The organism is Alcanivorax sp. (assembly GCF_002733835.1).
Taxonomy (GTDB): domain Bacteria; phylum Pseudomonadota; class Gammaproteobacteria; order Pseudomonadales; family Alcanivoracaceae; genus Alcanivorax.
The window spans coordinates 167,436-192,281 of sequence record NZ_NVWY01000002.1 but is presented as its reverse complement, the minus strand read 5'-3'; the positions used below and the strand labels follow the sequence as shown (position 1 = coordinate 192,281).

Annotated in this window: 19 protein-coding genes and 2 tRNA genes; 10 read left to right on the top strand and 11 right to left on the bottom strand. The window is 58.7% G+C overall.

Annotated features, from left to right (window positions below; all coding sequences use genetic code 11):
* Positions 1-20: 20 nt before the first annotated feature.
* Complete coding sequence (locus COA55_RS02155) at positions 21-773, bottom strand: hypothetical protein (RefSeq protein WP_290500411.1); 753 nt, start codon at positions 771-773, stop codon at positions 21-23.
* 232 nt (positions 774-1,005) lie between these two features.
* Here COA55_RS02155 and COA55_RS02150 point away from each other — a divergent pair, with 232 nt between their 5' ends.
* From COA55_RS02150 to COA55_RS02140, 3 genes are all read left to right on the top strand, one after another.
* On the top strand, positions 1,006-2,226 hold the full coding sequence (locus tag COA55_RS02150; protein ID WP_290500410.1) for a hypothetical protein: 1,221 nt from the start codon (positions 1,006-1,008) through the stop codon (positions 2,224-2,226).
* Complete coding sequence (locus tag COA55_RS02145; RefSeq protein ID WP_290500409.1) at positions 2,227-2,547, top strand: hypothetical protein; 321 nt, start codon at positions 2,227-2,229, stop codon at positions 2,545-2,547.
* Positions 2,548-2,738: 191 nt separating this feature from the next.
* The gene (locus COA55_RS02140) at positions 2,739-3,194 is read left to right on the top strand and encodes a phasin family protein (RefSeq protein WP_063521673.1); all 456 of its coding nucleotides are present in this window, start codon (positions 2,739-2,741) and stop codon (positions 3,192-3,194) included.
* Positions 3,195-3,421: 227 nt separating this feature from the next.
* Here COA55_RS02140 and COA55_RS02135 read toward each other — a convergent pair whose 3' ends face one another.
* Entirely contained in the window at positions 3,422-4,387 is a 966-nt protein-coding gene (locus COA55_RS02135; protein WP_290500408.1) for an NAD(P)H-quinone oxidoreductase, read from the bottom strand.
* A 45-nt stretch (positions 4,388-4,432) separates the two neighbouring features.
* Here COA55_RS02135 and COA55_RS02130 point away from each other — a divergent pair, with 45 nt between their 5' ends.
* Positions 4,433-5,461: an MBL fold metallo-hydrolase gene (locus tag COA55_RS02130; protein ID WP_290500407.1), complete on the top strand. Its 1,029-nt coding sequence runs from the start codon at positions 4,433-4,435 to the stop codon at positions 5,459-5,461.
* A 177-nt stretch (positions 5,462-5,638) separates the two neighbouring features.
* Here COA55_RS02130 and COA55_RS02125 read toward each other — a convergent pair whose 3' ends face one another.
* Together COA55_RS02125 and COA55_RS02120 are read right to left on the bottom strand one after the other, a co-directional pair.
* Complete coding sequence (locus COA55_RS02125) at positions 5,639-7,033, bottom strand: hypothetical protein (protein WP_290500405.1); 1,395 nt, start codon at positions 7,031-7,033, stop codon at positions 5,639-5,641.
* A gap of 249 nt (positions 7,034-7,282) precedes the next feature.
* Positions 7,283-8,440: an acyl-CoA dehydrogenase family protein gene (locus COA55_RS02120; RefSeq protein WP_290500403.1), complete on the bottom strand. Its 1,158-nt coding sequence runs from the start codon at positions 8,438-8,440 to the stop codon at positions 7,283-7,285.
* 370 nt (positions 8,441-8,810) lie between these two features.
* On the opposite strand from COA55_RS02120, the gene COA55_RS02115 reads away from it, so the two are divergent.
* Both COA55_RS02115 and COA55_RS02110 read left to right on the top strand, forming a co-directional pair.
* The gene (locus COA55_RS02115) at positions 8,811-10,013 is read left to right on the top strand and encodes a 3-oxoadipyl-CoA thiolase (RefSeq protein ID WP_063520196.1); all 1,203 of its coding nucleotides are present in this window, start codon (positions 8,811-8,813) and stop codon (positions 10,011-10,013) included.
* A 128-nt stretch (positions 10,014-10,141) separates the two neighbouring features.
* Complete coding sequence (locus tag COA55_RS02110) at positions 10,142-11,308, top strand: acyl-CoA dehydrogenase (protein WP_290500400.1); 1,167 nt, start codon at positions 10,142-10,144, stop codon at positions 11,306-11,308.
* A 1,116-nt stretch (positions 11,309-12,424) separates the two neighbouring features.
* Here COA55_RS02110 and COA55_RS02105 read toward each other — a convergent pair.
* The 7 genes from COA55_RS02105 to COA55_RS02075 all read right to left on the bottom strand — a co-directional run bounded on the left by COA55_RS02105 (position 12,425) and on the right by COA55_RS02075 (position 23,230).
* Positions 12,425-14,254, bottom strand: coding sequence for a long-chain-acyl-CoA synthetase (locus COA55_RS02105; protein ID WP_063521100.1), 1,830 nt, complete (start codon positions 14,252-14,254; stop codon positions 12,425-12,427).
* Between the two features lie 234 nt (positions 14,255-14,488).
* A complete protein-coding gene (locus COA55_RS02100; RefSeq protein WP_290500399.1) occupies positions 14,489-16,447 on the bottom strand; it encodes an acetyl/propionyl/methylcrotonyl-CoA carboxylase subunit alpha in 1,959 nt (652 codons plus the stop codon).
* Between the two features lie 124 nt (positions 16,448-16,571).
* The gene (locus COA55_RS02095; RefSeq protein WP_290500398.1) at positions 16,572-17,384 is read right to left on the bottom strand and encodes an enoyl-CoA hydratase-related protein; all 813 of its coding nucleotides are present in this window, start codon (positions 17,382-17,384) and stop codon (positions 16,572-16,574) included.
* A gap of 148 nt (positions 17,385-17,532) precedes the next feature.
* Entirely contained in the window at positions 17,533-18,690 is a 1,158-nt protein-coding gene (locus tag COA55_RS02090; protein ID WP_063519686.1) for an acyl-CoA dehydrogenase family protein, read from the bottom strand.
* 148 nt (positions 18,691-18,838) lie between these two features.
* Positions 18,839-20,449, bottom strand: coding sequence for an acyl-CoA carboxylase subunit beta (locus COA55_RS02085; RefSeq protein WP_290500397.1), 1,611 nt, complete (start codon positions 20,447-20,449; stop codon positions 18,839-18,841).
* The gene (locus COA55_RS02080; protein WP_290500395.1) at positions 20,449-21,318 is read right to left on the bottom strand and encodes an SDR family oxidoreductase; all 870 of its coding nucleotides are present in this window, start codon (positions 21,316-21,318) and stop codon (positions 20,449-20,451) included. The genes COA55_RS02085 and COA55_RS02080 overlap by 1 nt, the downstream gene beginning before the upstream one ends.
* A 109-nt stretch (positions 21,319-21,427) precedes the next feature.
* On the bottom strand, positions 21,428-23,230 hold the full coding sequence (locus COA55_RS02075) for an acyclic terpene utilization AtuA family protein (RefSeq protein WP_290500393.1): 1,803 nt from the start codon (positions 23,228-23,230) through the stop codon (positions 21,428-21,430).
* Between the two features lie 372 nt (positions 23,231-23,602).
* On the opposite strand from COA55_RS02075, the gene COA55_RS02070 reads away from it, so the two are divergent.
* The 4 genes from COA55_RS02070 to COA55_RS02055 all read left to right on the top strand — a co-directional run bounded on the left by COA55_RS02070 (position 23,603) and on the right by COA55_RS02055 (position 24,747).
* Entirely contained in the window at positions 23,603-24,199 is a 597-nt protein-coding gene (locus COA55_RS02070) for a TetR/AcrR family transcriptional regulator (protein WP_290500391.1), read from the top strand.
* The gene (locus tag COA55_RS02065; RefSeq protein WP_063520823.1) at positions 24,196-24,384 is read left to right on the top strand and encodes a hypothetical protein; all 189 of its coding nucleotides are present in this window, start codon (positions 24,196-24,198) and stop codon (positions 24,382-24,384) included. The genes COA55_RS02070 and COA55_RS02065 overlap by 4 nt, the downstream gene beginning before the upstream one ends.
* 174 nt (positions 24,385-24,558) lie before the next feature.
* A tRNA-Val gene (locus COA55_RS02060) sits at positions 24,559-24,634 on the top strand.
* Positions 24,635-24,670: 36 nt separating this feature from the next.
* A tRNA-Asp gene (locus COA55_RS02055) sits at positions 24,671-24,747 on the top strand.
* Positions 24,748-24,846: the final 99 nt, after the last annotated feature.

Below are 24,846 nucleotides of genomic sequence, written 5' to 3'. Positions count from 1 at the left end.
GTGCCACCAGCGCCGGGCTTTTATTGAAGCCGTTTTGGCAGTAATCGAATTACCAGGCAGGCGATGCCCAGGCTGAGCATCGCCAGCGACAGGAAATCCTGCTGCAGCGCATGCCAGGTAGTTTCCCACAGATTGGATGCTTTCATCAGCGATAGCAAAATCAGCAGCATGCCCGTGAGGGTAAAGAACTGATCCAGTTTGCGTGCCCGCTGAAACTCGCCGCGCAGTTGTCGCAGCTCATCCAGAATGTCTTCCTGCAACAATTGTTGTTGCGCCATCTGTTCAGCCAGCTGGCCCACTTGGCGGGGCAGGGTGGCCAGCTGCTCCAGCCAGACAGGATCTTCCCGGCGCAGCAGTGCCAGCAACTCCTTGAGGCGCACATGATCGTCCAGCCAGTTGCGAATTAATGGCCAGAGGCTGAACTGGTTGATCAGCTCGGCCAGTTGGGCCACATGTTCTTCGCTGCCGGTAATGCGCAATGATTCGTGTTCTTCCAGCGGTTCGCTGGCAAACAGCCAATGGACCATACCACCCAGCGGGCCGCGCACCCGGATGTCCACATTGCCTTCGTAGTCGGTGAGCAGTTCCACACCATCTTCATAGATCAGTACATACAGGACCGAACGCGGGCGCTCGGCACGAATGCGCACCACGGTTCCATGGAGAGCGGCGAGACGTTCCCGTCCTTGTTGTGTACCGGTGAGCGCCTGGTTGAGGGCGCTCTCCAGCCCCCCGAGCACGATAAGCTGGGGGAAACTAGTGGTTTCAGGCATGGTTGCAGCGCTGTCCTGTCATTATGTTGGGCCGGGGTGATCGTTCCGGTCCCGTTTTGTTGCCAAAAATTACGCGATGCTGCTTATATTTGGTATGGCGGCTCCCTATACTATGCATTTTCATAATTAAACAACATTGGCTTTTTTGACTTGGATAGGTGTACACGGGACCTGTTCGCCTTGGCGCTGTCGAGTTACAGTGCACCAGCCCTTGGAGGGGAGTTGTTTTTCAATGCTGGAATCTTTGCTTGCGTACCCGGATTTCTGGAAGTACGTCAGTATTCCGTTCATCGCTGGTGCAGTCGGTTGGACAACCAACTGGATGGCCGTGCAGATGACATTCTATCCCCTGGAGTTTCTGGGTATCCGACCTTTTTTCGGCTGGCAGGGCATTATTCCCTCCAAGGTGGAAAAGATGGCCGGTATCGTGGTGGACAAGGCACTCTCGAAGCTGGGTAGCCTGGACGAGTTCTTCCGCGAAATGGAACCGGAAAAAATCTCTGCCCACCTCACCCGAACGATCCAGATTCGTATCGAAGAATACACCGACGAAGTGATGACCGAGCGCAACGCTGTGCTGTGGGAAAACCTGCCGCTGCTGGTGCGCAAGCGGGTCTACAGCCGTGCCCGCCGTGCGATTCCAGCAGTCATGGATAATGTGGTTGACGATATCAGCCGTAATCTGGATAGCCTGGTGGACATGAAACACATGGTTGTCACCCAGATGAGCGAAGACAAGCAGCTCATGGTGCAGATGTTCCGTGAAGTCGGTGATCCCGAATTTCGCTTTGTCACCAACTCCGGCCTGTATTTCGGTTTTCTGTTCGGCTTGATTCAGGTTCCCGTCTTTATATTTATGCCTGAAAACTGGGTGTTGCCGCTGTTCGGCTTTATTGTCGGGATTGCCACCAACTGGCTGGCGCTGAACCTGATTTTCCGCCCACTGAACCCCATCAAGGTTGGACCATTCCGAATTCAGGGGTTATTCCTGAAACGGCAGAAGGATGTGGCGGAATCCTTTGCCCGGCTATCCACGGATCAGGTTATTACCCTGCGCAATATCATGTATCAGGTGGTGAACGGGCCGCGGGGCGACCGTACCAAAGCGTTGATCAAGCGCCATTTAAAACCGCTGCTTAATGGTGGCGTGGTGCGTACTGCGGCCCAGCTCACGGTCGGTCCGGAAGGGTACGCTGACCTGAAGAAGGCGGTGGAAGAGAAAGCGGTGGATCTGGCGGTGGAGCCCTTTGAAGACCAGGGGTTCAACAAGGAGCGAGGGCAGATTGTCGAGCGGCTTATGTCCGAGCGTATGCAGGCGCTAAGCTCCGATGAATTTCAGGACCTGTTGCGCCCCGCCTTTCAGGAGGACGAATGGATCCTGATTGTGGTCGGCGGTTTCCTGGGTGCCATGGCCGGTGTCTTCCAGCTTGTGTTCATGTTTGGAGCCAGTTGAATGCAGGTGCTGCAGATAGACATGGCCACCCTTGGGTGGTTGCTGTTTGCGGCGGCGGCGGGGGCTTCGCTGCTTACCCTGATTCTTCTGGGGCTTATCGGCCACTTTTGGTTGGGGCCCCGGCTTGAGCGCAAGGTAGACAGGCGTCTTGAAGAGGGCGCCGCACAACTTGAAGAACGGTTACGGCAGCGTTTTATGGATCTGTTGACCGGCCGCTCACGAGAAGTCATCCGTGAAAGGGCCCGGGACCTGGCCCGTGGCGTTGGCTTGATCAGCGGCCGCCGGCAGGGCCCCATGGACAAGGATGATGCTGACGAATAATGCCGATTGCCCGGATTTTGAGCAGTTGGCACGGCAGGGAACGATTCTTGACTATTCTTGAATGATTGTTTGACAATGCGCCGGCTGGCTGGCGTCACCACCCCCCTATAATTTGTCCCGCGCGCTAATGATGCTTGTGTGTTGTTTTCCCGCTGCATTCGCTCGTGGAATTGCCTTCGGGAGTTTGGACCATGTCCGACCAAGAACAGAACCAGAACGAAAAAGACGGGCGTCAAAACCCGCTGAAAGCCCTTACCGGGGCTTCACGAGACATTCGCAAGTATACCCATCAGATCTGGCTAGCCGGTCTGGGCGCGTTTGCTCGCGCCGAAGAAGAGGGAAGCGGTTTTTTTGATGCCCTGGTGGAAGCCGGTCGTGAAGTGGAGCGGCACACCAAGGACAAAACCGAGTCCCGGGTGGAAGAGATTAAAGAACGGGTTCGCCACCATACCGGCGAGACCATGGATAAAATGGAAAAAGCCTTTGATGACCGCTTTAACAAGGCTTTATCCCGTTTAGGCCTCCCTAACAAACGTGAGGTCGAACAGCTTGAAAAACGGGTGCAGGAATTGACTCAGGCGCTGGATAACGCTGAGGAAAAACCCGAAAAACCTGCCCCGAAACGCCAGACTCGCAAAAAGAGTTAACGGCATTCAAACCGTGTTGTAGCGCACACCGCTAACCCCTTAGTGGTGTCTTTCAGCGGGTACCCTCCTTGGGTACCCGCTTTTTTTTTGGTTCCATGAAGCGGTTGCGCGAATGCCCGCGGACCGACCACCTGATCGTTTTGGTCATTGAGGCGCAGGAAGAAAACGTGAAATAGTATTCCGAATACTGTTTCCTGCGGGCCGCAATGCATTCTCTGACCCTCCGATTATTCGACCACGATTACACGCTTGCCACTGAAGTCGTTGCTAGCCATGTGTTGATGGGCGGCGTTGGCGTCGTCAAAGGGAAAGGTTTCCAGCGGGAGGGGCAACAGGGCGCCGCTGGCAAACAGTGGTGCCAGGCGGTCGTTAAAAATTTGCGCCAGACGAACGCGGTTTTCCAGCGGCTGGCTGCGCATGGTCATGCTTTTCAGGGTCTGGCGTTTCATCAGCAGGGCGCCAAGATTCAGTTCGGTGCTCAAGCCGCCAAGGATGCCGATGTTCACCAGGCTGCCTTCTGCGCGGAGCCCGCCGAGCAGATCGTTCCAGTCCGGTCCGACCATATCCAGAATCACCGCCACGCCATCGCCGTGGGTAATGGCGTTGAGCTGGGTGGTGAGGGTGCCGTCGTCGCACACCTGGGCAGCGAGGCCCATGTCGTTGGCGGTGTCGAGCTTGCTCAAGTCCCGGCTACTGCCGATGGGTCGGGCGCCAAGGGTATTGGCCAGCTGGGTGGCGGCAAGGCCAACCCCGGCTGTAGCCGGGCGCACCAGGCACCATTGCCCCGGTTGCAGGCCGCCTTCCAGAAACAATGCCCGGTAGGCGGTCAGAAACGCTTCCGGCAACGTGGCGGCGCGGGCAAAGTCCATGCCTTCCGGCATGGTCAGGGCTTCGCGTTCATGGGTGATGATCTGTTCGGCATAGGCGCAGCCCGGTACCAGCCCCATCACCGCGTCGCCGACTTTTCGTTGTTGCACACGTTCGCCCACGGCGCTGACAACGCCGGCATATTCGAGTCCGGGGATACGGCTGCTGGTGCCAGGTGGCGCCGGGTAGCGGCCCAGCACTTGCAACAGGTCTGCACGGTTAACCCCAATGGCTTTGACCTGTACGCGGATTTCCTCCGGCCCGGGTTGCGGGTCGGGCAGGGTGTCCAGTTGCAGTTGCTTATCTTCAATACACCAGGCGCGCATGGTTGTGCTCCTATTCGCCGTATTTAGCAGTAGAAGGAAAACGTTATGACCACGTCCCCATTAATCTACCCGTTTACTGATCTGCCGCCGGCAGGCCAGCGTTTCAAGGTGGCCGATGGGGTTTACTGGCTGCGGTTTCCGCTGCCGTTCGCCCTCGACCATATCAATCTCTGGTTGCTGGAAGATAACCAGGGTTGGGTGATCGTGGATACCGGGCTGGGAGTCCGCCGCAGCCGGGACATCTGGCAACAGCTTCTGGCCGAGCAACTGGACGGCAAGCCGGTGACCCGCATCATCGTCACCCATTACCACCCGGATCATCTCGGCATGGCCGGCTGGCTGCAGCAGCACTGCCAGGCGCCGGTGATTATGAGCCGCGGCGAGTGGCAACTGGCCACCAGTATTTGTGATGCCACCGATGCCCAGACCATTGAGCGCTTCAAGGGCTTTCTGGGCAGCCATGGGTTGAAAGGTGAAGACCTGGCGAAGGTGGCGGGCAAGGGGAACGGTTTTCGCCGGGTGGTGATGCCCTTGCCTGAGAGCCCCGAGTTGGTGGCCGAGGGTGACACGCTGACTATTAATGGGGAGCGTTGGCAGGTGTATATCGGCCGCGGCCATGCACCGGAGCATCTGTGTCTGTATCGCAGTAGTGACCGGGTATTGCTCAGCGGGGATCAGGTGCTGCCGACCATTTCCAGTAATTTGATGGTGCGCCCCACGGAGCCGGACGCCAATCCGGTAACCGCCTTTGTGGATAGCCTGACAGTAATCCGCGATGCATTGCCGGAAGACACGCTGGTGCTGCCCGCCCACGGTTTGCCTTTCCGGGGGCTGCATACGCGGATCAATGCGTTGGCGGATCACCATGCCGAGCAGCTGGATCAGGTGCATGCTGCCTGCTGTGAGCAGCCTCATAATGCCCACGATGTGTTGCCGGTGATGTTCAAGCGGACCCTGGATGTGCAGCAAATGATGTTTGCCATGGGCGAGAGCATTGCGCACCTTAATTGCCTGCTGGAGCAGGGCAGGGTGCAGCGCGAAGACCGCGATGGAATCTGGCTCTTTGCGGCCTGATCTGAGGGTAAGTTGAAAGTTCAAAGTACAAAGTTGAAAAGCGCGCACGAGCCTGGCATGAACAGTTAAGCCGTGTCCGCGCTGAGCGTTTGGTGGAAACACGTGGGAAGCCATTGATCGGTTGGTTGTCCCATTTTTCGTCCTTTTTAACTTTACACTTTGAACTTTCAACTGCTCTCACAACCATTGCGTCATCACCCCGATCCACAACGCCAGCATCGGCACGACCAGCACAAAGAACAATCCGTTCCAGCGCCAGGCGATCCGGTAGGGCGAGCGGCCGATCAACTGGCTGAGTACCAGCATCGATGCAGTGAACGGCGAGGAGATCATCGACAGGCTCCAGGCGCACATCAGGCCCACAGCCAGCAGGCGTGGGTCTGCGCCCACTCCATCGCCCAGCAGCGAAGCCAATAGTGTTACCGACACAATAGGATTGAGCCCTACCTGTGCCAGTGCCACCACCAGCAGCATGGCAGCCACGGCCATGGCGGCGCCTTGCAGATGGGTGGCCAGTAGCAGCTCGTGCAGGGCCTGTTGATTCACCAGCGGGGTAATCAATGCGCCCAGGCAGGCGGAGCCGCCCAGCACCGCAATTTCTCCCCGGTTGGAACCGAAGATCAAACGCGAATGACGGGCGAGCAAGGTGAGCGATCGACGCAGCCCGGTGCCGCCACCCAGTCGCCGCCTCTGCTTTGCCATCCACAGGATGGCAGCAAGCGGGCAGGCAATCAGGACGGCGACGGGCAAACGCAGATTTCCTGCCAGGGCGACGGCAAATACGCTCAGGGTGATCAGCAAGGCCAGCAAGGTGAAGCGAATCAGTGGCGATAGTGAGGGCGGCTGTGTTGCAGGTACCCGTTGCGCCAGTTGTTTGGGTCTGAGCTGCCAGTCCAGCCACCAGCCGAGCAGAAAAAAGAGCACGGCGGTGGGCAGCGCCACCGGGGCCAGGCTGGCCCAGGTGAGACTGGGTATATTGGCCAGAATGACTGCCATGGTCACCCCCAGCGGCGATACCAGAGGGGCCAGGGCAAAGCCGCGTAAAATGGACAGCATCATCCGCCGTTCGCGGGCTTGCTGGATATCATCGTGGCCACCAGCAGCCTTGAGGGTATTGCTGCGCATCACCATGGCGCCGAACAGGTTCAGCACTCCGATGTTAATAATGATGCCGAACAGCGCTGTCCCCAGGGACAGGGTGGGGTAGCGTAGGGCGGGCTTCTGGCGGATCAGGGTCTGCCCGGCATCGCGAACCAGCCGCGAGCGCATGGCAGAGACGCGCAGCAGGCCCAGTGATGAAACGAAAGTGGCGAAAAAACAGAGGCGGTCCAGGGCCTGCAGCAAAACCGGAACCGGCTGGGCTTCACGGCAGATGACAACGCCGGCCATGGCGATAACCACCAGCAGAATGCCTTTGGCCATGCGTGCTTGCCGGGGCCATTGCACCAGCAGGTAAAGCAGCAGTGTGATCCGCGCCAGCCAGGCCCCGGCGTCCAGATCGAACACCAGAGACAGTATTGTGCCGATCATGCACAGGGGGAGGGTGTGATCGAGGGGGCGGGTTAGGGACATGGGTGAGTTGCGAATTGAAAGTTTAAAGTTGAAACGCGAATCGCTGTTGCTGCCAATCGAACAAAGCCGGAACCGCGCCGGTAGGTCTTATTCGCGATGCGAGCATCGCTTCCCACAGGGCCCAAAGAACGATAGGTTTTTTGTGGGAAGCTATGCTTGCATAGCGAATAGAGCATTGGACTGCGGGCACTGATTCCATCAATTAGCTTTGGCATGGAACGCGTTGTTGAACTTTCCACGTTTCAACGTTCAACTGCTTTTCGCCTGACGTGCCAGTTCCCGGGCAATAACTATCTGTTGGATCTGGGTAGTGCCTTCGTAAATGCGGAACAGGCGCACATCGCGGTAGAAGCGTTCCACCGGATAGTCCGCCATGTAGCCTGCGCCGCCGTGAATCTGTACGGCGCGATCGGCCACCCGGCCTACCATTTCAGAGCAGAACAGCTTGCAGCAGGAGGCGTCCAGGCTGACCCGTTCTCCCCGGTCCTTGCTGCGGGCGGCTTCCAGTACCATGGAGCGGCCGGCGAAGGCTTCTGCCCGGGAGTCAGCCAACATGGCCTGAATCAGCTGGTGCTCGATAATGGGTTTGCCGAACTGTTGGCGTTCGGCAGAAAAATTCACCGCGTCCTCGATGAGCCGGTAGGCAACGCCCACGCAGATGGCTGAAATATGCAGCCGGCCCCGGTCCAGCACTTTCATGGCGGTTTTGAAGCCCTTGCCTTCCTGCCCACCGATGATGTTCTCTGCGGGCACACGACAGTTTTCAAAAATGATGTCGCAGGTGTGGGCGCCTTTCTGGCCCATTTTCACGTCCGCCTTGCCGCGGTGGATGCCGGGGGTATCGCCATCGACGATAAAGGCGGTAACGCCGCCACCGCCAGGGATATTCGGGTTGGTGCGCGCCATCACGGTGAAAAGGCCGGCGTGGGGGCCGTTGGTGATGAAACGCTTGGTACCGTTGAGAATATAGTGGTCGCCGTCTTTTTCGGCACGGGTTTTCACTGCGCCGGAGTCGGAGCCCACGTCCGGTTCGGTCAGGCAGAAGGCGCCGATCACGTCCCCGGTAGCGAGCTGGGGAACGTATTTTTGTTTCTGTTCGTCGGTGCCATCAATCAGGATGCCCTGGGCGCCAATGCCATTGTTGGTGCCCATGAGGGAGCGAAACGCGGGGGAGGTGCGACCCAGTTCAAAGGCCACCATTACTTCCTCTTCCATGGTCAGCCCGAGTCCGCCAAGCTCTTCCGGAATCGACAGCCCGAATAGCCCCATGGCCTTCATGTCGGCGACAATGTCGTCGGGGATGGCGTCACTTTCGGCCACTTGCTGTTCGGCGGGAACGAGGCGTTCGCGCACAAAACGGGCAATGGTGTCGGTCAATTGAGAGAGAATTTCGGCATCACGAATCATGGCTGGGTCCGGCGGCTATAATCGGGTTTGGGGCGGTAACGGCTGATTCTTGCTGGGTGGCTGCGGCTTGAGGAGGCATGTCCTGTGACTGCCCGGTTGCACCACTTGCATCGCACTCTGTCACGGCCTATTCTGCCCGTCAAGTTTCAAAACATCATTCCGCATAGCGGACAAGAAGCAGTTGAACGTTCAAAGTTGAAAGTTGAAACGCGTTTGAACTTGGTGCTATCTGTAGCACCCACTTTCCCGTGTTTGCGGGCTTGAGGGCCAGCATTGAGGCGCGGCGATATGGCTTATCGAATGGCAGGATCCCATCCCGCGTTTCAACTTTGAACTTGAAACTTTCAACTCCCCTGAACGGGAGAATGTAATGCTTGATGCCTATATCTACGATGGTCTGCGTACCCCCTTTGGCCGCCACGGTGGCGCGTTGGCGCCGGTGCGGCCGGATGATTTGCTGGCCGGGGTGATCCGTGAGCTGGTGCAGCGCAACGGGTTCGAGCTGTCTCGCTACGAAGACGTGGTGATCGGCAATACCAACCAGGCCGGTGAAGATGCCCGTAACGTGGCCCGCCATGCCGGGTTGCTGGCAGGGCTGCCGGAATCCGTGGCCGGAATCACCGTTAACCGCTTGTGCGGCAGTGGCCTGGCGGCAACGCTGGATGCCGCGCGCATGGTTTCCGTGGGTGAAGGTGATTTGATCGTTGCCGGTGGCACGGAATCCATGAGCCGCGCGCCCTTCGTCATGGCCAAGGCGGAAAAAGCGTTCAGCCGCGACATGACGATTTTCGACAGTACTATTGGTGCCCGTTTCCCCAACCCGAAAATCCTCAACCAGTTCGGTGCCGATACCATGCCGGAAACCGCCCAGAACGTGGCGGACGACCTGGGCATTAGCCGCGAGGAAGCCGATGCCTTTGCGGCACGCTCCCAGCAGCGTTATGAGGCAGCCAGAGAGCGCGGTTTCTATCAGAAGGAGATCCTGCCGGTTATTGTTCCCCAAGGCCGCAAGAAAGAGCCGCTGACGGTGGCAGACGATGAGCATCCCCGTGCTGGCACCACTGCTGAAAAATTGGCAAAACTGCCTGCTATCGTTGAGGGTGGCATCATTACCGCAGGGAATGCATCAGGCATAAATGACGGCGCGACGGCGCTGATTATCGGTTCCCGTGTTGCCGGTGACGCGGCGGGCATTGCCCCCCGCGCACGGATTCTAGCCGGCGCCGTGGCCGGTGTGGCGCCCCGGGTCATGGGACTGGGGCCGGTGGAAGCCTGCCGCAAGGCACTGGGCCGGGCCGGACTGACGCTGGACCAGATGGATGTAATCGAGATTAACGAGGCATTCGCCGCCCAAGTATTAGGCTGTTGCAAGCAGCTGGGCCTGGCCGGGGATGATGAACGCCTGAACCCGAATGGCGGCGCTATTGCCGTGGGTCATCCACTGGGTGCCTCCGGCGCCCGTCTGGCCCTCACCGCCACGCGGCAACTGGAGGCCACTGGCGGTCGCTATGCGCTGGTCAGCCTGTGCATTGGCGTGGGTCAGGGCGTGGCTATGGTGATTGAAAGGCAATGACCAACATAGTTGACAGTGGACAGTTGATAGTTGACAGCTAAAACCAGCCCAATTTCTTGGTGTTTCGCTGTCAACTTTCCACTATCAACGCTCAACTTACTGAACATGATTTGGCTGAGACATTGACGATGCAAAACTTTATCTGGAGCGATCCATTACTGCTGGAAACCCAGCTCACCGAAGACGAGCGCATGATCCGTGATGCGGCCCATGATTACTGTCAGAGCAAACTGATGACCCGGGTGCTGGAAGCCAACCGGCACGAGATTTTCCACCGGGACATCATGACGGAAATGGGGGAACTCGGCTTTCTCGGTCCCACCATTCCTGAGCAGTATGGTGGCGCCGGGGTGAACCATGTGAGCTACGGCCTGGTGGCCCGGGAAGTGGAGCGGGTGGACTCCGGTTACCGTTCAGCCATGAGTGTGCAGTCGTCCCTGGTGATGTTCCCTATCTACACCTTCGGTAGCGAAGCGGTGCGGGAGAAATACCTGCCGAAGCTTGCCACCGGTGAATGGGTGGGCTGTTTTGGCCTGACCGAGCCGGACCACGGTTCTGACCCGGGCTCCATGAGTACCCGCGCGAAGAAAGTGGATGGCGGCTATGTGCTCAATGGTGCCAAGACCTGGATTACCAATTCGCCGATCGCAGATGTGGCGGTGGTGTGGGCGAATCTGGATGGCAAGATTAACGGCTTTGTGGTGGAGCGGGGCTTTGACGGCTTCAGTACACCGAAGATCGAAGGCAAGTTCTCTTTGCGGGCGTCGATCACCGGGCAGATCATGCTCGATGACTGCTTTGTGCCGGAAGAAAACCGGTTGGACGTGGAAGGCCTGAAAGGGCCGTTCAGTTGCCTGAACAAGGCGCGCTACGGGATTAGCTGGGGCGCCATGGGGGCGGCGGAATTCTGTTGGCAGGCAGCTCGCCAGTACACCCTGGATCGCAAGCAGTTTGGCCGCCCGCTGGCGGCCACCCAGCTGATTCAGAAAAAGCTGGCTGACATGCAGACCGAAATTACCCTGGGCCTGCAGGGGGCGTTGCAGTTGGGCCGGTTGATGGATGCGGGAAACTGGTCACCGGAAATGGTCTCGCTGATGAAGCGCAACAATTGCGGCAAGGCTATAGATATCGCCCGCCAGGCCCGTGATATGCACGGCGGTAATGGCATCAGTGATGAATACCATGTGATTCGCCATGTGATGAACCTGGAAGCGGTGAACACCTACGAAGGTACGCACGATGTCCATGCGCTGATCCTGGGACGGGCGCAGACCGGCTTGCAGGCCTTCGGCTAAGTGAACCCTGCCACTCTTGCCCTGAAGGTCTGCTTGAGGGGCAGGGTGGCAGTGGCGAACCGGATAGAGGGAAAGGAAAGTGGCCTGTTATATGCACGGCTGTACCAGGGTGTCACCCTTGGTAACGTGTGGGTGCCCCAATTTTGTACACAGTTTTTTGTCAATGCTCTTTTTCTGCAGAAAAAAATGACAGCTACGTTAAATAGCCATAAAAAATAGCGTAACACGTTGATTTTAAATTAAAAAAATCATTGATCAAAATTTAGCCATGTCGTCCAGAGACGTGATTTTTGGGTGATGTTGCCATGTTTTCTACCGGCTATGCACAGGGTTATCCACAGGATCTGTGGAAAAAGTCTGTCAGTCCCAAGGGCGTGGATGCGTCATAGACCGAAAACACAGGTTCGTTATGTCAGATATATGATTTATCTGGCGCTTTTGCACAAGTTGATCGTTCCCGCCGTTTTGCTGACCGGGTCAAGCCTTTTCTGTGATCAGTGTAAAAAAACACCAATAAGTCACTGAATAATCAATACTTTACGATTCGTGTAAAAATGAAGCAGTTTGCGTAAAGGACGGAATGGCGGGCCCTGCAGCGACTTTTCGTCAGGTTGTTCACAAAGTTGTCCACAGCTTTTGTGGAGTAATCCCCAGCAGAGAAAAAAATCGCAACAGTCTTGACGTTTGGCAATGGATCAGGACGTGGCCGGCCCTGGTGAAAAACCATGCAAGTCGCTGTAACCTTTGCCACCACTGGCTTTCAGGGGGTTATCCGGCGTTCGTTAACAGTTTTATCCACAGATGCCGTGGATATAAAACGGGGTGTGGGTAACCTTGTGTTAAGGAGGGTGGGACGAAACAAGGGCCTTATGGTGGCATTCAAAGATGAGCCGAATGCAGATAGCTGACGTTTTATTCAGGCCCTGACTTGACCGCTCGCTGCTATATTTTGCTTCGTGTATGGCCTGGATATTCCCGGCAGGCATACCGCAATAGCGACGGCCTCCCGGGCCCGGTGGTTTTGGTCGTGTCATTCTGCGTGGCACGTTCAGGCAACTCCAGAACCAAAAAAGGCGCCGTTAAGGCGCCTTTCTTGTACTTCGGTGTCGGTATTACCTAGAAGCGGTACTCACCACCGTCGATGCCGTTTTGCGTGGCTTCGTCCAGTTGCTGGTAGCAACTCTCGCCAGGTAGCAGCGCGTAGACGGCGTTGCTCTGCTGGCTCAGGTCGTACTTCTGTTCCTTGAGCTTGTTTTTCTGGTGCTTGAAGGTGCCAGTGGTTTCCATGGCTTCTTCGTTGATACGCAGGAAAACAGGAATGGCGTAAGGCGGCAGCTCTCGCTTCAGGTAGTCACACAGGCCCTGGAAGTCAAAGTCGCTGTGGTTGCCGGTCAGGCGGATCTGGCCCATGCCGGCACGGCCGTTGGTGTTGGGGATTTCCACACCATAGACCACGGATTCCTGAATGCCGTCGTAGCCATCGAGAATCTGTTCCACTTCGGTGGTGGATACGTTTTCGCCTTTCCAGCGGAAGGTATCCCCCAGGCGGTCCACGAACTGGGCGTGGCGGAAACCGATGTCGCGCATCATGTCGCCGGTGTTGAACCAGGCATCACCCTTGGTGAAGACATCACGGTAGATGGACTTCTCGGTCTTTTCCGGGTCGGTGTAGCCGTCGAAAGGCGTCTTTTCGGTGATTTCGCCCAGCATCAGCCCGGATTCGCCTTTGCCGACCTTGATCATGTGACCTTTGCTGTCACGCACCGGCTCGTCACGCTCTTTGTCGTATTTGACGATGGCGTAGCTGACCGGGGAGAACCCTACGGTGTTGTCGAAGTTGAATACGTTGGTGAAAGCCACGTTGCCTTCCGAGGAGGCATACAGCTCGACCACACGATCAATGCCGAAGCGGTTCTTGAAGTCTTTCCAGATGCTCGGGCGCAGGCCGTTACCGACAATGGTATGGACCTTGTTGTCCTGATCGTTGGGCTTTTCCGGCTGCTCGTGCAGATAACGGCACAGCTCGCCCACATAGCCGAAGGCGGTGCAGTTATGGCGGCGGATGTCTTCCCAGAAGCCACTGGCGGAGAATTTGCGCGCAATGACAATGGAGCCGGCACTGGCGATGACCGATGCCCAGCAGATCACCATGCCGGTGGCGTGGTAGAACGGCAGGGTGGTGTAAATGCGGTCGTCCTTGGTCAGGCGTACGGCGGAGAAGCCGAAGCCGCCATAGGCTTTTTCCCAGCGGCCGTGGTTGAAGACCACGGCTTTGGGCAGGCCAGTGGTACCGGAGGTATAAATGTAGAACAGCGGGTCGCGCAGGAAGGTCTGCTTGCTGGACGCCGGGTTCTCGCTGGAGCAATCGCGGCTTTCGCTGGCCAGGTTCTTGTAGCCGGCCGGCGCTTCACCGGGGTCGTCCAGGGTGTTCTGGTCGGCAAAGAAGAAAAAGTTGTCTTTCAGATCCAGATCACCGCGGATGTCTTCCACGGCATCGATCAGCTCTTCGCCAACGATGGCAGCTTTGGGTTTCACCAGATTGAAACTATGGATCAGTACCTTGCCGCGCTGGGATGTGTTGATCAGGGCCGCACACACACCGAGTTTTGCGCAGGCGAGGACCGCAGCCAGCAGCTCGGGACGGTTTTCCACGTTGACGGCAACGGTATCGCCTTTTTTCAGGCCGATGGAGGCCAGGTAGTCTGCCAGGCGGTTGGCCCAGGCGTTGAACTGCTTGTAGGTAAGTTCTGTGTCCTGGTAGATCACGGCAGCGCCATTCGGGTTCATGCTGGTGGCGCGCTCGATAGCAACGCCCAGCCCCAATGGCTTGCTGGTGTCAGTGATTTTCGCCATCTTCGAGCCCTTGATCAGGCCGGGAAGATTGGTGATTACCTCTGGAACCTTGGACAGAAGCTTGGGCAACGTGATGATGTCGGCGTTGCTCATAGGATCTCCATTGTCTGTGTTCTTGGAAGGCTCGGAAAAGCCCGTAGCCCAGTGTTGGCAAGCGGGCGCTTACCTTAACCGTAGCACCAGGGCAGGGCAAGCACCCTGCCCGGTGGCAGTGCCCGGGGAAATCGGAGGGGCCGTTTTGGCCCGATCTGCCCGGCGCGGATTATTGGATCACAGCGGAGTGTCCTTCTCCGTGGGAAAATTGTCACTGACCGAATGTGACGGGGGTTACTCCGCTGCATCCGGGGTGACAGTAACCAGCAATTGCTGGCGTTTTACCTGGCTGCCCACGCTGAGATCCAGTACTTCAATGGTGCCGTCGCAGTCTGCTTTGAGGCTGTGTTCCATTTTCATGGCTTCCATCACCACCAGAACCTGCCCTTTGCTGACGGTATCGCCGGCTTTGACGTTCACATCGATGACGGCGCCGTCCATGGGGGCACGGATCAGGCCGGAACCGGCCTGGTCACTGCTGCCGGCAGCGGTGTGGGTAGCATCACTGAAACAAGCTGTGTGGCCTTGACTCTGCAGCCAGTATTGATTGCCATGCTGGATCACGCTGGCGGTTACTTCCACGCCGTTCACGTCTACGCGATCGCCGCTCAGCGGCGTCAGCGTGAGGGTGTCGGAGGTGTTCTCAAAAGTGATGGTGACCTGGTTGCCCTGATAGCGGATGTACAGCGTCTGTTTATGTTCACCGCTGCGTAACGCCACCGGTTGGGCTCCTAGCGTACTGGAGTGCCAGCCTCGCAGGGTGTCATTGGGTGTTTCGCGTCGACAGTGATGCAAAGCGGCCAGTGCCCACAGGGTGTTGTCAGGGGCGTCGCCGGCCAGGCTGCTGTCGTCGGCAAAGTCTTCGCCGATAAAGGCGGTGGTGGCATCGCCATTGGCGAATACCGGGTGGGCCAGGATCGCTGCCAGAAACCGGCGGTTGTCGTTTACGCCCATCAGGGTGGTGTCCTGCACGGCACGAATCAGCCGGCGGCGTGCATCTTCGCGGCTGTCGCCCACGGCGATGATCTTGGCCAGCATGGGGTCGTAATGGCTGCCAATCTCGGCGCCTTCCACCAGACCGTGATCGATGCGAATTCCGTCACCACTGGCCGGTTGCCAGCGCAATACCGGGCCGGTTTGCGGCATGTAGTTCTGCGCCGGGTCTTCGGCATAGAGACGGACTTCCATGGCATGGCCGGTGAGCTGTACCTGGTCCTGGGTCAGCGGCAGGGCTTCGCCTCTAGCGACCTTGATTTGCCAGGCGACCAGATCCAGACCGGTGACCAGCTCGGTGACCGGATGCTCTACCTGCAGGCGGGTGTTCATTTCCAGGAAGAAAAAGTCACCTTCCGGCGCCAGCAGAAATTCCACCGTGCCGGCCCCCACATATTGGCAGGCCCTGGCCGCCTGTACGGCGGCCTCGCCCATGCGCTGGCGCAGGGATTCGTTCACTGCCGGGGAGGGCGCTTCTTCTACCACTTTCTGGTGGCGACGTTGCACTGAGCAGTCGCGCTCGCCCAGATGGATCACGTTACCGTGGCGATCACCGAATACCTGGATTTCCACATGCCGGGGCTGCAGGACAGCGCGTTCCAGTATCAGCTCGTCACTGCCGAACGCGTTTTTCGCTTCCTGGCGGGCACTTTTCAGCTGAGCGCTGATATCACTGGCGTCGGTAACCACGCGCATGCCCCGGCCACCACCGCCGGCGCTGGCCTTGATCATCAACGGCAGGCCAATGCGCTCTGCTTCCTGCTGTAGGCGCTCATCACTTTGCTCTTCACCCTGATAGCCGGGGATACACGGCACGCCAGCGTCCTGCATGGCGATCTTGGAAAGCCGTTTGGAACCCATCAGTTGAATGGCGTCTTCATCAGGGCCGATAAAAGTGATGCCCGCCTCTTTGCATGCCTTGGAGAAGGCGGCGTTCTCGGACAGGAAGCCGTAACCGGGATGTACCGCATCGGCGCCGGTTTGTTGGCAGGCGGCGAGCAGGGCGTCCATGTTCAGGTAGGAGGCGCTGGCCAGGGCCGGGCCGATGCAGACGGCTTCGTCAGCCAGTTGCACATGACGGGCACCGGCATCCGGCTCGGAATAGACCGCCACGGTCCGGTAGCCCAGGGACTGGGCGGTGGAGATGACCCGGCAGGCAATCTCGCCACGGTTGGCAATCAGGATTTTTTCAAAGCTCATTGTGATTCCTTACCGGTGTTCCGGTTGAAAATGCTTTCCTGTAGGAGCTTGCTTGCAAGCGAACCATCGGCGACGGATCTGCTACATCGGTTCGCCTGCAAGCAGCCTCCTACGGTGTATCGGTTCAGCTTGGGGTGTTCCAGGACGCCGGGCGTTTTTGTACGAACGCCATGGTGCCTTCCTGGCCTTCCTCGCTGTTAACCGCCGCGGCAAAGTCGGTGGCGGCCTGGTCCAACAGGGTGTCCATGGGAATGTGGCCCACGTTCAGCACCAGCTCCTTGGTAACCCGGTTAGCATGGGGCGCGCAGCGACGCACCGCCTTTAGGGTGTTTTCCAGGGCGGTATCCAGGGCGTCGCTGTTGTCAGCAACCTCATGCACGATACCCAGCCGCAAGGCTTCGTTTCCTTTGAAGCGTATGCCAGTCAACGCCAGGCGGCGGGCCTGGGTCAGGCCGATACGCTCTACCACAAAGGGGGCAATTTGTGCGGGGATTACGCCCAGCCCGGTTTCCGGCAGGCCGAAAGTGGCGTCTTCGCTGGCGATGGCCACGTCAGAAATACACGCCAAGCCAAAGCCGCCGCCAAGGACAGCCCCTTCCAGCACGGTGATCATTACCTGTGGCTGACGGTTGGCTGCGGTGATCATTTCCCCGAAGCGGCGGTTCAATGTCTGGAAGGCATTATCGTCGCCGCCGGCGGCCTGCTGTCGCGCCCCGGCCATATCCTTGATGTCGCCGCCGGCACAGAAATGACCGTCGGCGCCGCGCAAAACAATGGCGCGAACCCCGGTGTCGCCAGCCACGCTTTCGAATACCGCCATCAATTCGTTCACCATGGTCAGGCTCATGGCATTGCGGCTTTCGGGCCGGTTCAGCGTGATATGCAGAACCGGGCCGTCCTGGTTAAGGGTGATTGTTTCGGTTTGCGGTAGGCTCATTGCTTTGTCCTTCGAAAATGCGGGCCTGACGCTGAACGCCAGATGCTTGACGCGAAAAAATCAAAACACACAATTTGTCCGGCGTCCGGCGTCCGGCGTCCGGCGTCCGGCGTCCGGCGTCCGGCGTCCGGCGTCCGGCGTCCGGCATCTAGCGTTTCTTGCCCGGCAGAATGTCCATGGTCTTGCAGATAATGCCCAGCATGACTTCGTCGGCGCCGCCGCCGATGGAGCCCAGGCGACCATCGCGGTAGAGCTGGCCGGCGGGGTTTTCCCACATGAAGCCATTGCCGCCCCAGTACTGCAGGCAGCTGTCGGCCACTTCGCGGCTCAGGCGGCCCACTTTCAGTTTGGCCATGGAGGCCAGCTGCAGGACGTCCTTGCCGTTCACATACAGTTCGCAGGCCTGGTAGGTGAGGGCGCGTAGCGCTTCCACTTCGGTCTGCAGCTCGGCCAGGCGGAAATGCACGCTCTGGTTATCGATCAGCGACATGCCGAATACCTTGCGGTCCTTGGCGTAGGCGATGGTTTCGTCGATCACATGTTCCATGCCCTTGAGGCTGTTGGCGGCGGCAAACAAGCGCTCTTCCTGGAACTGCATCATCTGCATCATGAAGCCCATGCCTTCCTGACCGATCAGGTTGCGCTGGGGCACGCGCACGTTATCGAAGAACACCTGGGCGGTTTCCGAAGAGCGCATGCCCAGCTTGTTCAGAGGCTTGTCCACGGTGATGCCAGCCGCATCCCTGGGCACCACGATCAGGGATTTATTGACGTGGGGTTTGGCGTCGGAGGTGTTGGCCAACAGGCAGAAAAAATCGGCGCTGGGCGAATTGGTGATCCACATCTTGGTGCCGTTGATCACGTAGTCATCGCCGTCTTTGACCGCAGTGGTTTTTACGGCTGCCACATCGGAGCCTGCATGGGGTTCGGAAACCGCAATGGAGGCCACCATGTCGCCGGCGATGGCGGGGGCCAGGTAGTCACGACGCAGTTCATCGGAGCCGAAGCGGGCGATGGCTGGGGTGGCCATGTCGGTTTGTACACCCACAGCCAACGGCACGCCGCCACAATGGACGCGGCCCATTTCTTCGCTCATAACCATGCCGTAGGAGTAGTCCAGCCCCATGCCGCCAAACTCTTCCGGCTTGGTGACCCCGAGCAGACCCAGATCGCCCATTTTCTTGAACACTTCGTGAATGGGGAAACGGCCAGCGTCTTCCCATTCACGCACATGGGGGTTCAGTTCCTTGTCGACAAAATTACGGACGGTACGGCGAAGTTCTTCGTGTTCCTGAGTGAATTGCATGGGAGGCTCCCTGTTGTGTTCGTTATGTTCGGTTGTGTCGGCCATTCTTGGCTATGTGGGTTGCCAAAGCGGCTAGCCACGAGCTTCTAGCTGCCAGTAAAAACAAGACCGCGTTTTCTGGTTGCTCGTAGCTAGAAGCTCGTAGCTTTTATAGTCTCGCCACCCCGAATGAATTCGGGTGTAGCTGGCGTTGCTCTGCGTCATCGCAGATATCCAGGGCGTAGGCCACCACCTGGCGTGTGTCGCGGGGGTCGATAATGCCGTCGTCCCACAAGCGCGCCGTGCCGTAGAGGGCAGTGGACTGGCTGTCGAGTTTCTGGGCGGTGGTCTGTTGCAGCATGTCGAGCACTTTGGGGTCCGGTTCGATACCGTTGGCCCGCTGTTTTCCCTCGGCCACGATTCGCAGCACCATGCCGGCCTGCTGGCCACCCATGACGGCGACTTTGGAATTGGGCCAGGCAAAGATGAAGCGCGGGTCCAGGCCGCGCCCGCACATGGCGTAATTACCGGCGCCGTAGGAGCCGCCCACCACGATGGAGATTTTGGGCACCCGTGCGTTGGCCACCGCCTGCAGCATTTTCGAACCGTTCTTGATAACGCCGTTCTGTTCCGCGTCGGTACCGACCATGAAACCGGTGGTGTTGTGAAGGAACAGTAAGGGGCGACGGGTCTGGTCGCACAGCTGGATAAACTGGGCCGCCTTGGCGGCGCCGCGTGGGGTAATCGGGCCATTATTGCCAATGATGCCCACGGGTTTGCCTTCGATGGTGCTCCAGCCACAGACGGTGGCGCTGTCCCACTCATTCTTGAAGTCGAGAAAATCGGAACCGTCAACGATACGGGCGATGATTTCGCGCACGTCGTAGGGCTTCTTGGCGTCAGCAGGTACCACGCCGAGCAGTTCTTCCGGCGGGAATTTCGGTTCTTCATGCTCGGGAGTGGTTGCCGCCGCCCGGCGCCAGCCCAGTAGCTTCACCAGATCTCGAGCCTGGCTGATACCGTCTGCATCGGATTGCGCCAGGTACTCGGCGGTGCCGGCGGTACCTGCATGCATTTCGGCGCCGCCCAGCTCTTCGTCGGTGGCGATTTCCCCGGTGGCGGCTTTCAGCAGCGGCGGGCCGGCCAGAAACATCTTGGCGCGTTCGCGAACCACCACGACGTAATCAGACAGGCCCGGCTGATAAGCCCCGCCGGCGGTGGCGTTACCGTGCACCACGGTAATTTGAGGGATGCCTGCGGCGGACAGGCGTGCCTGGTTGGCAAAGGTGCGGGCGCCATCCACGAATACTTCTGCGGCGTAGTTCAGGTTGGCACCGCCGGATTCCACCAGGCTGACCACCGGCAGTTTGTTTTCCAGGGCGATGCGTTGCAGGCGCAGGGTCTTGTGCAGGCCGGAGGGGGAAATAGTGCCGCCCTTGATGGCCGAGTTAGAGGCGGTGACCAGACAGCGTACGCCGGACACATAGCCAATGCCGGCAATGGTGCTGCCGCCGGCTTCGGTGCCGTCCTTGTCGTCGTGCATCTTATAGCCGGCCAGATTCATCAGACTCAGAAACGGGGAGCCTGCATCCAGCAGCCGGGAGATACGTTCGTGGGGAAGCAGCTGGCCGCGCTTTTCAAACTTGGCGCGTTTGCTTTCCGCGGTATCCACGACGGCCTGTTCGATGGCACGGAATTCCTCCACGGCCGCGAGCAAGGCCTCGCGGTTCTGGCGGTATTCTTCGCTGTTGGGGTCAAGTGCGCTGTCGAGAGTCGCCATTAGAGATCCTTGAACACGTCCGGGGTGGTGGCACGGTGGAAGCCATCGAACGGCTTGCTCTTGTCGTGGGCGGGCAGCGGGAAGATCGCCACATTGCCCTGGCTGGCGGCACCATCAATGCGCAGGGTGTCGCCACTGATAAAGGCGGCCGCGTCGCTGAGCAGGAAGCAGATTGCGCCGGACACTTCCGATTCATTGCCCATGCGTTGTAGCGGTACGGCGGCGCGCAGGGTTTTCAGGGTTTGCTTGAAGCTTTCCGGGTAGGTGTCCATGCCGCTGGACATGATCCAGCCCGGGGCCACTGCGTTGACGCGCACACCACAGCTGCCCCATTCGTAGGCCGAGGTCTGGGTGAAGTTGACCATGCCCGCGCGAGCCGCGCCGGAGTGGCCCATGCCCGGCATGCCCCCCCACATGTCGGCAACGATGTTGACGATGGCACCGCCGTTTTTGTTCATGCCCTGCAGGAACACTTCCCGGGCCATCAGAAAGCCGCCGGTCAGGTTGGTGCGTACCACGGTTTCCCAGCCTTTCTGGCTGATCAGGGCCAGCGGGGAAGGGAACTGGCCGCCGGCGTTGTTGACCAGCCCATGGACAACCTCGACCGCCTTGTAGACATCGGCCACGGTGGCTTTCACCGCTTCTTCATCGCGGATGTCGCAAGCGAATCCCAGAGCCTGGCCGCCGTCTTCGGCAATTTCTGCAGCCACCGCATCAAGTTTTTCCTGCTTGCGGCCGATGAGCACAACACGGGCGCCCAGTGCTGCCAGCTCATGGGCGGTACAGCGGCCGATGCCGGAGCCGCCGCCGGTGACAATGATATTCTGGCCGGCGAACAGGTTTTCTTTAAAGACGGAACGGTATGACATGTTTTAGTCCTTGGTTTGTCCTTCTTTGTGGGAAGCGATGCTTGCATCGCGAATAGCGCTCGGTCGTGGTGGGCGTCGATTCGTCATGCAAGCATGACTTCCCACAAAATTATTCATTTTCTGTGAGTGTTTTGGCGATTTCGTTGCTTACTTTTACAGGCATATCCAGTAACTGCTGGGCAAAGGCCTTGCCTTGCGGGTCAATGCGCAGCGAAGCGATGCCGCCGCCGCCCAGGGCGTTTTTCAACAGAAAGTTGAAGGCATTCATGCCGGGCATGGACCAGCGGTGCACGCTGCCTGCGTCCGGGTCCAGCACGTGCTGCATGTATGTGGCCACACTTTGCTCGGTCAGCGCCGCATTCAGGTAAGGCAAATATTCCGCCTTGCGAGCGATGACGCCGATGTTGGCATGATTGCCCTTGTCGCCACTGCGGGCCCAGGCCAGTTTGACCAGGGGCACTGTGGTGTCGGTGTCAGCATCGTCGTTGGCGGTGCCGTAGTCCGTGTCCTGGGGCAGGGCGCTGGCATCAAAGACCTGACCGGTGGGGATGTCGACGGATTGCGTGTTGCCATCCAGGTCCACAGTGGCGGTTACTGCGCTTTTTTCTACCAGGGTAGAAAACAGGCGGATGCGCGGGAAGGGTTTGGGGCGGCCGCCGACCAGGCCGGAAAGGCCCGGCGCCATGCCGGTGGCGGCCTGGGCGATTTCCCGGGCAAACAGGCCCAGCGCTTTCTTGTCATCGTGCAGGGCGGCGATTTTGACCACCACTTCACGGGTGTCCGCGCGGCGGGCATTAGCGCCATAGGTACTTTCGCTGCCGAGCACTTCCACACTGGTGTCGCGGAACGGGGCCATGCCGAGCTGCTGAAAGAGACCGGCCACTTTTTTGAGTATGGCGTCGGCGACCACCTGGCCTTTGGCGGGTGCATCGATGCCCCCCATCAAAAAGGAGGCGGTAATCCGGTTGCCGTCCGGGTAGGTGGCGGAGACTTTATAGCTGTCCGTGGGGGGCAGGCCCCGGGCGCCGGAGACGCTGACTCGATGCTCGCCGACCTGTTCCAGTGTCACCTGGGTAAAATCGCACACCACGTCCGGCAGCAAATAGGCTCGGGGGTCGCCAATTTCGTACACGATCTGCTCGCCCACGGTGGCGCAGGTGACCAAACCACCGGTGTTGTCAGGCTTGGTGATCACAAAGTGGCCATCCGCATGGCATTCGGCCACCGGGAAACCCATGTTGTGGAAGTCCGGCACGTCGCGCCAGTCGGTGAAGTTGCCGCCGGTGCATTGGGCGCCGCATTCGATCACGTGCCCGGCCAGCGACCCCTGGGCCAGCTTGTCGTAATCCTCGGCGGACCAGTCGAACTCGTGCATCAGCGGGCCCAGCACCACGGCAGAGTCGGCTATGCGGCCGGTCAGCACGATGTCGGCGCCGGCATCCAGTGCTGCCTTGATGGGCAGGGCGCCCAGGTAGGCGTTCATGGTGACCGTCATGGGGGGCAGGGGGGCGCCGCTGTCCAGTTCGGTCACATCGGCAAAATCGTTGCGGCGTGTATTCAGATCGTCCCCTTCTACCAGGGCAATCTTCATTTCCACGCCGGCGGCCGTAAACGCTTTTTGCAGGGCATCGCGGCAGGCACGGGGGTTCACGCCCCCGGCGTTGCTGATCACCTTGATGTTTTTCGCCTTGATGTCCTTGGCGAGAGGGGCCATCACATTGGTGACAAAGTCATGGGCATAGCCGGCGTTGGGGTCTTTCATCCGCGCCCCGGCCATGATCGACAGGGTGACTTCGGCCAGGTAATCGAACACCAGGTAATCCAGCTCGGTCTGGTGGACCAGCTGGAAGGCAGCACTGTTGGTATCGCCCCAGAATCCGGCGGCACAACCGATGCGAACAGGCTCTGACATGGTGGCTCCATTTGCGTGTGAGTTCATGGTCTCGTAAGCTACCAAGCAAGCGCTTGGTTTGTAAAGGGCTTGGCGGGTCGATGGAGCATTAATTACGAAGCCGCTGTAGGAGCTTGCTTGCAAGCGAACCGTGCGTCAGCACAGCCTCAATCGAGGCATATCTCCGGGCTTGACGTCGGAGCAATCTGGCATTCCAGATTTCTTGGACGTTTTTTTGAAAGCATGAAAGGAAACGTCACCGATTTCCTCGCTTGGGCTCGGTTCGCTTGCAAGCAAGCTCCTACAGTTTTATCGGAGCAGGGTGGTGGCGCTGCCCTTGCAGCTTGCAGACCGGAGTCGGGATAATGCCCCTATACAAAAAAGAGGATGGCAATGGCTGAGTCACTGGCAATTAATGGAATCGATGATTCTCCCCGCGGGCGTCTGCTCAGTGCCGCGGCTCACCTGTTTCGGGATAAGGGGTTCGACCGCACCACGGTCCGTGATATTGCGGCGTCGGTGGGGATTCAAAGTGGTTCCATCTTTCATCACTTCAAGACCAAGGAGGATATCCTCTATGCGGTGATGGAGGAGGTGATTCACTTCAATACCGAGCGGCTGCGTCAGGCGGTGGCCTCCCATGCGACCGGAAAGGACAAGTTGCGGGCACTGATTCGGGCGGAGCTGCAATCCATTGTGGGAGATACGGCCGAGGCGATGACCGTGATGGTCACCGAATGGCGCTGTCTGAGTGCAGACAAGCAGGCTCGAGCGCTCAAATTACGCAGTATTTATGAGCAGCTGTGGCTGGATGTATTGTCGGAATTGCACGATCAGGGCGAATTCACCACGGACCCTTTCATTATGCGTCGCCTGCTGACGGGGATGACTGGCTGGGCCCCAAACTGGTTTGACCGTGAAGGGCCGCTGAGCCTGGATGACCTGGCCGATATCATGCTGGCCCGGGTCATTGGTGAGTCCGCACCATGATTGGTAATGCCATAGCCTGGGGAGAAACCGGTTACTCCATCATCGAGGAGGGCGAGCTGAACCGACAGACCTGGGCGCTGGATGTGCATCATTATCTGATTGCCCGGCCGAATGGGCAGTCTCTGCCGGGAAAATTCACTCTGGAAGAGGCAAAAGCGAGAATTGAGGCGCTGGAGGCAGGGTAGATCGTCTGTGGTGCTCTGCATGGATCGGTGCCATTTTCGCCGGTTTTGTGGCTGTTTTGTCCAAGTTTTAGGCGTATCGCCCATTTTCTAGGCAAACGAACGGCTTTCTGAAAAAAAGCCGTTGACACCCCCGGCCCAATCCCTAAAATGGCGCCCACTTCGCAGCGCGAACAAGGGTGATTAGCTCAGCTGGGAGAGCATCTGCCTTACAAGCAGAGGGTCGGCGGTTCGATCCCGTCATCACCCACCATATTTAGCAAGTGAAAGAATTCCGAAAGGGATAAGTGGAGCGGTAGTTCAGTTGGTTAGAATACCGGCCTGTCACGCCGGGGGTCGCGGGTTCGAGTCCCGTCCGCTCCGCCACTATTCAGCAAGAAAGGCTCTCCTTCGGGAGGGCCTTTTTTGTGTGTGAAAAACGCTGAAAACGGCACGCTTGATGCCAAATGCCTGATGTTTGACGCA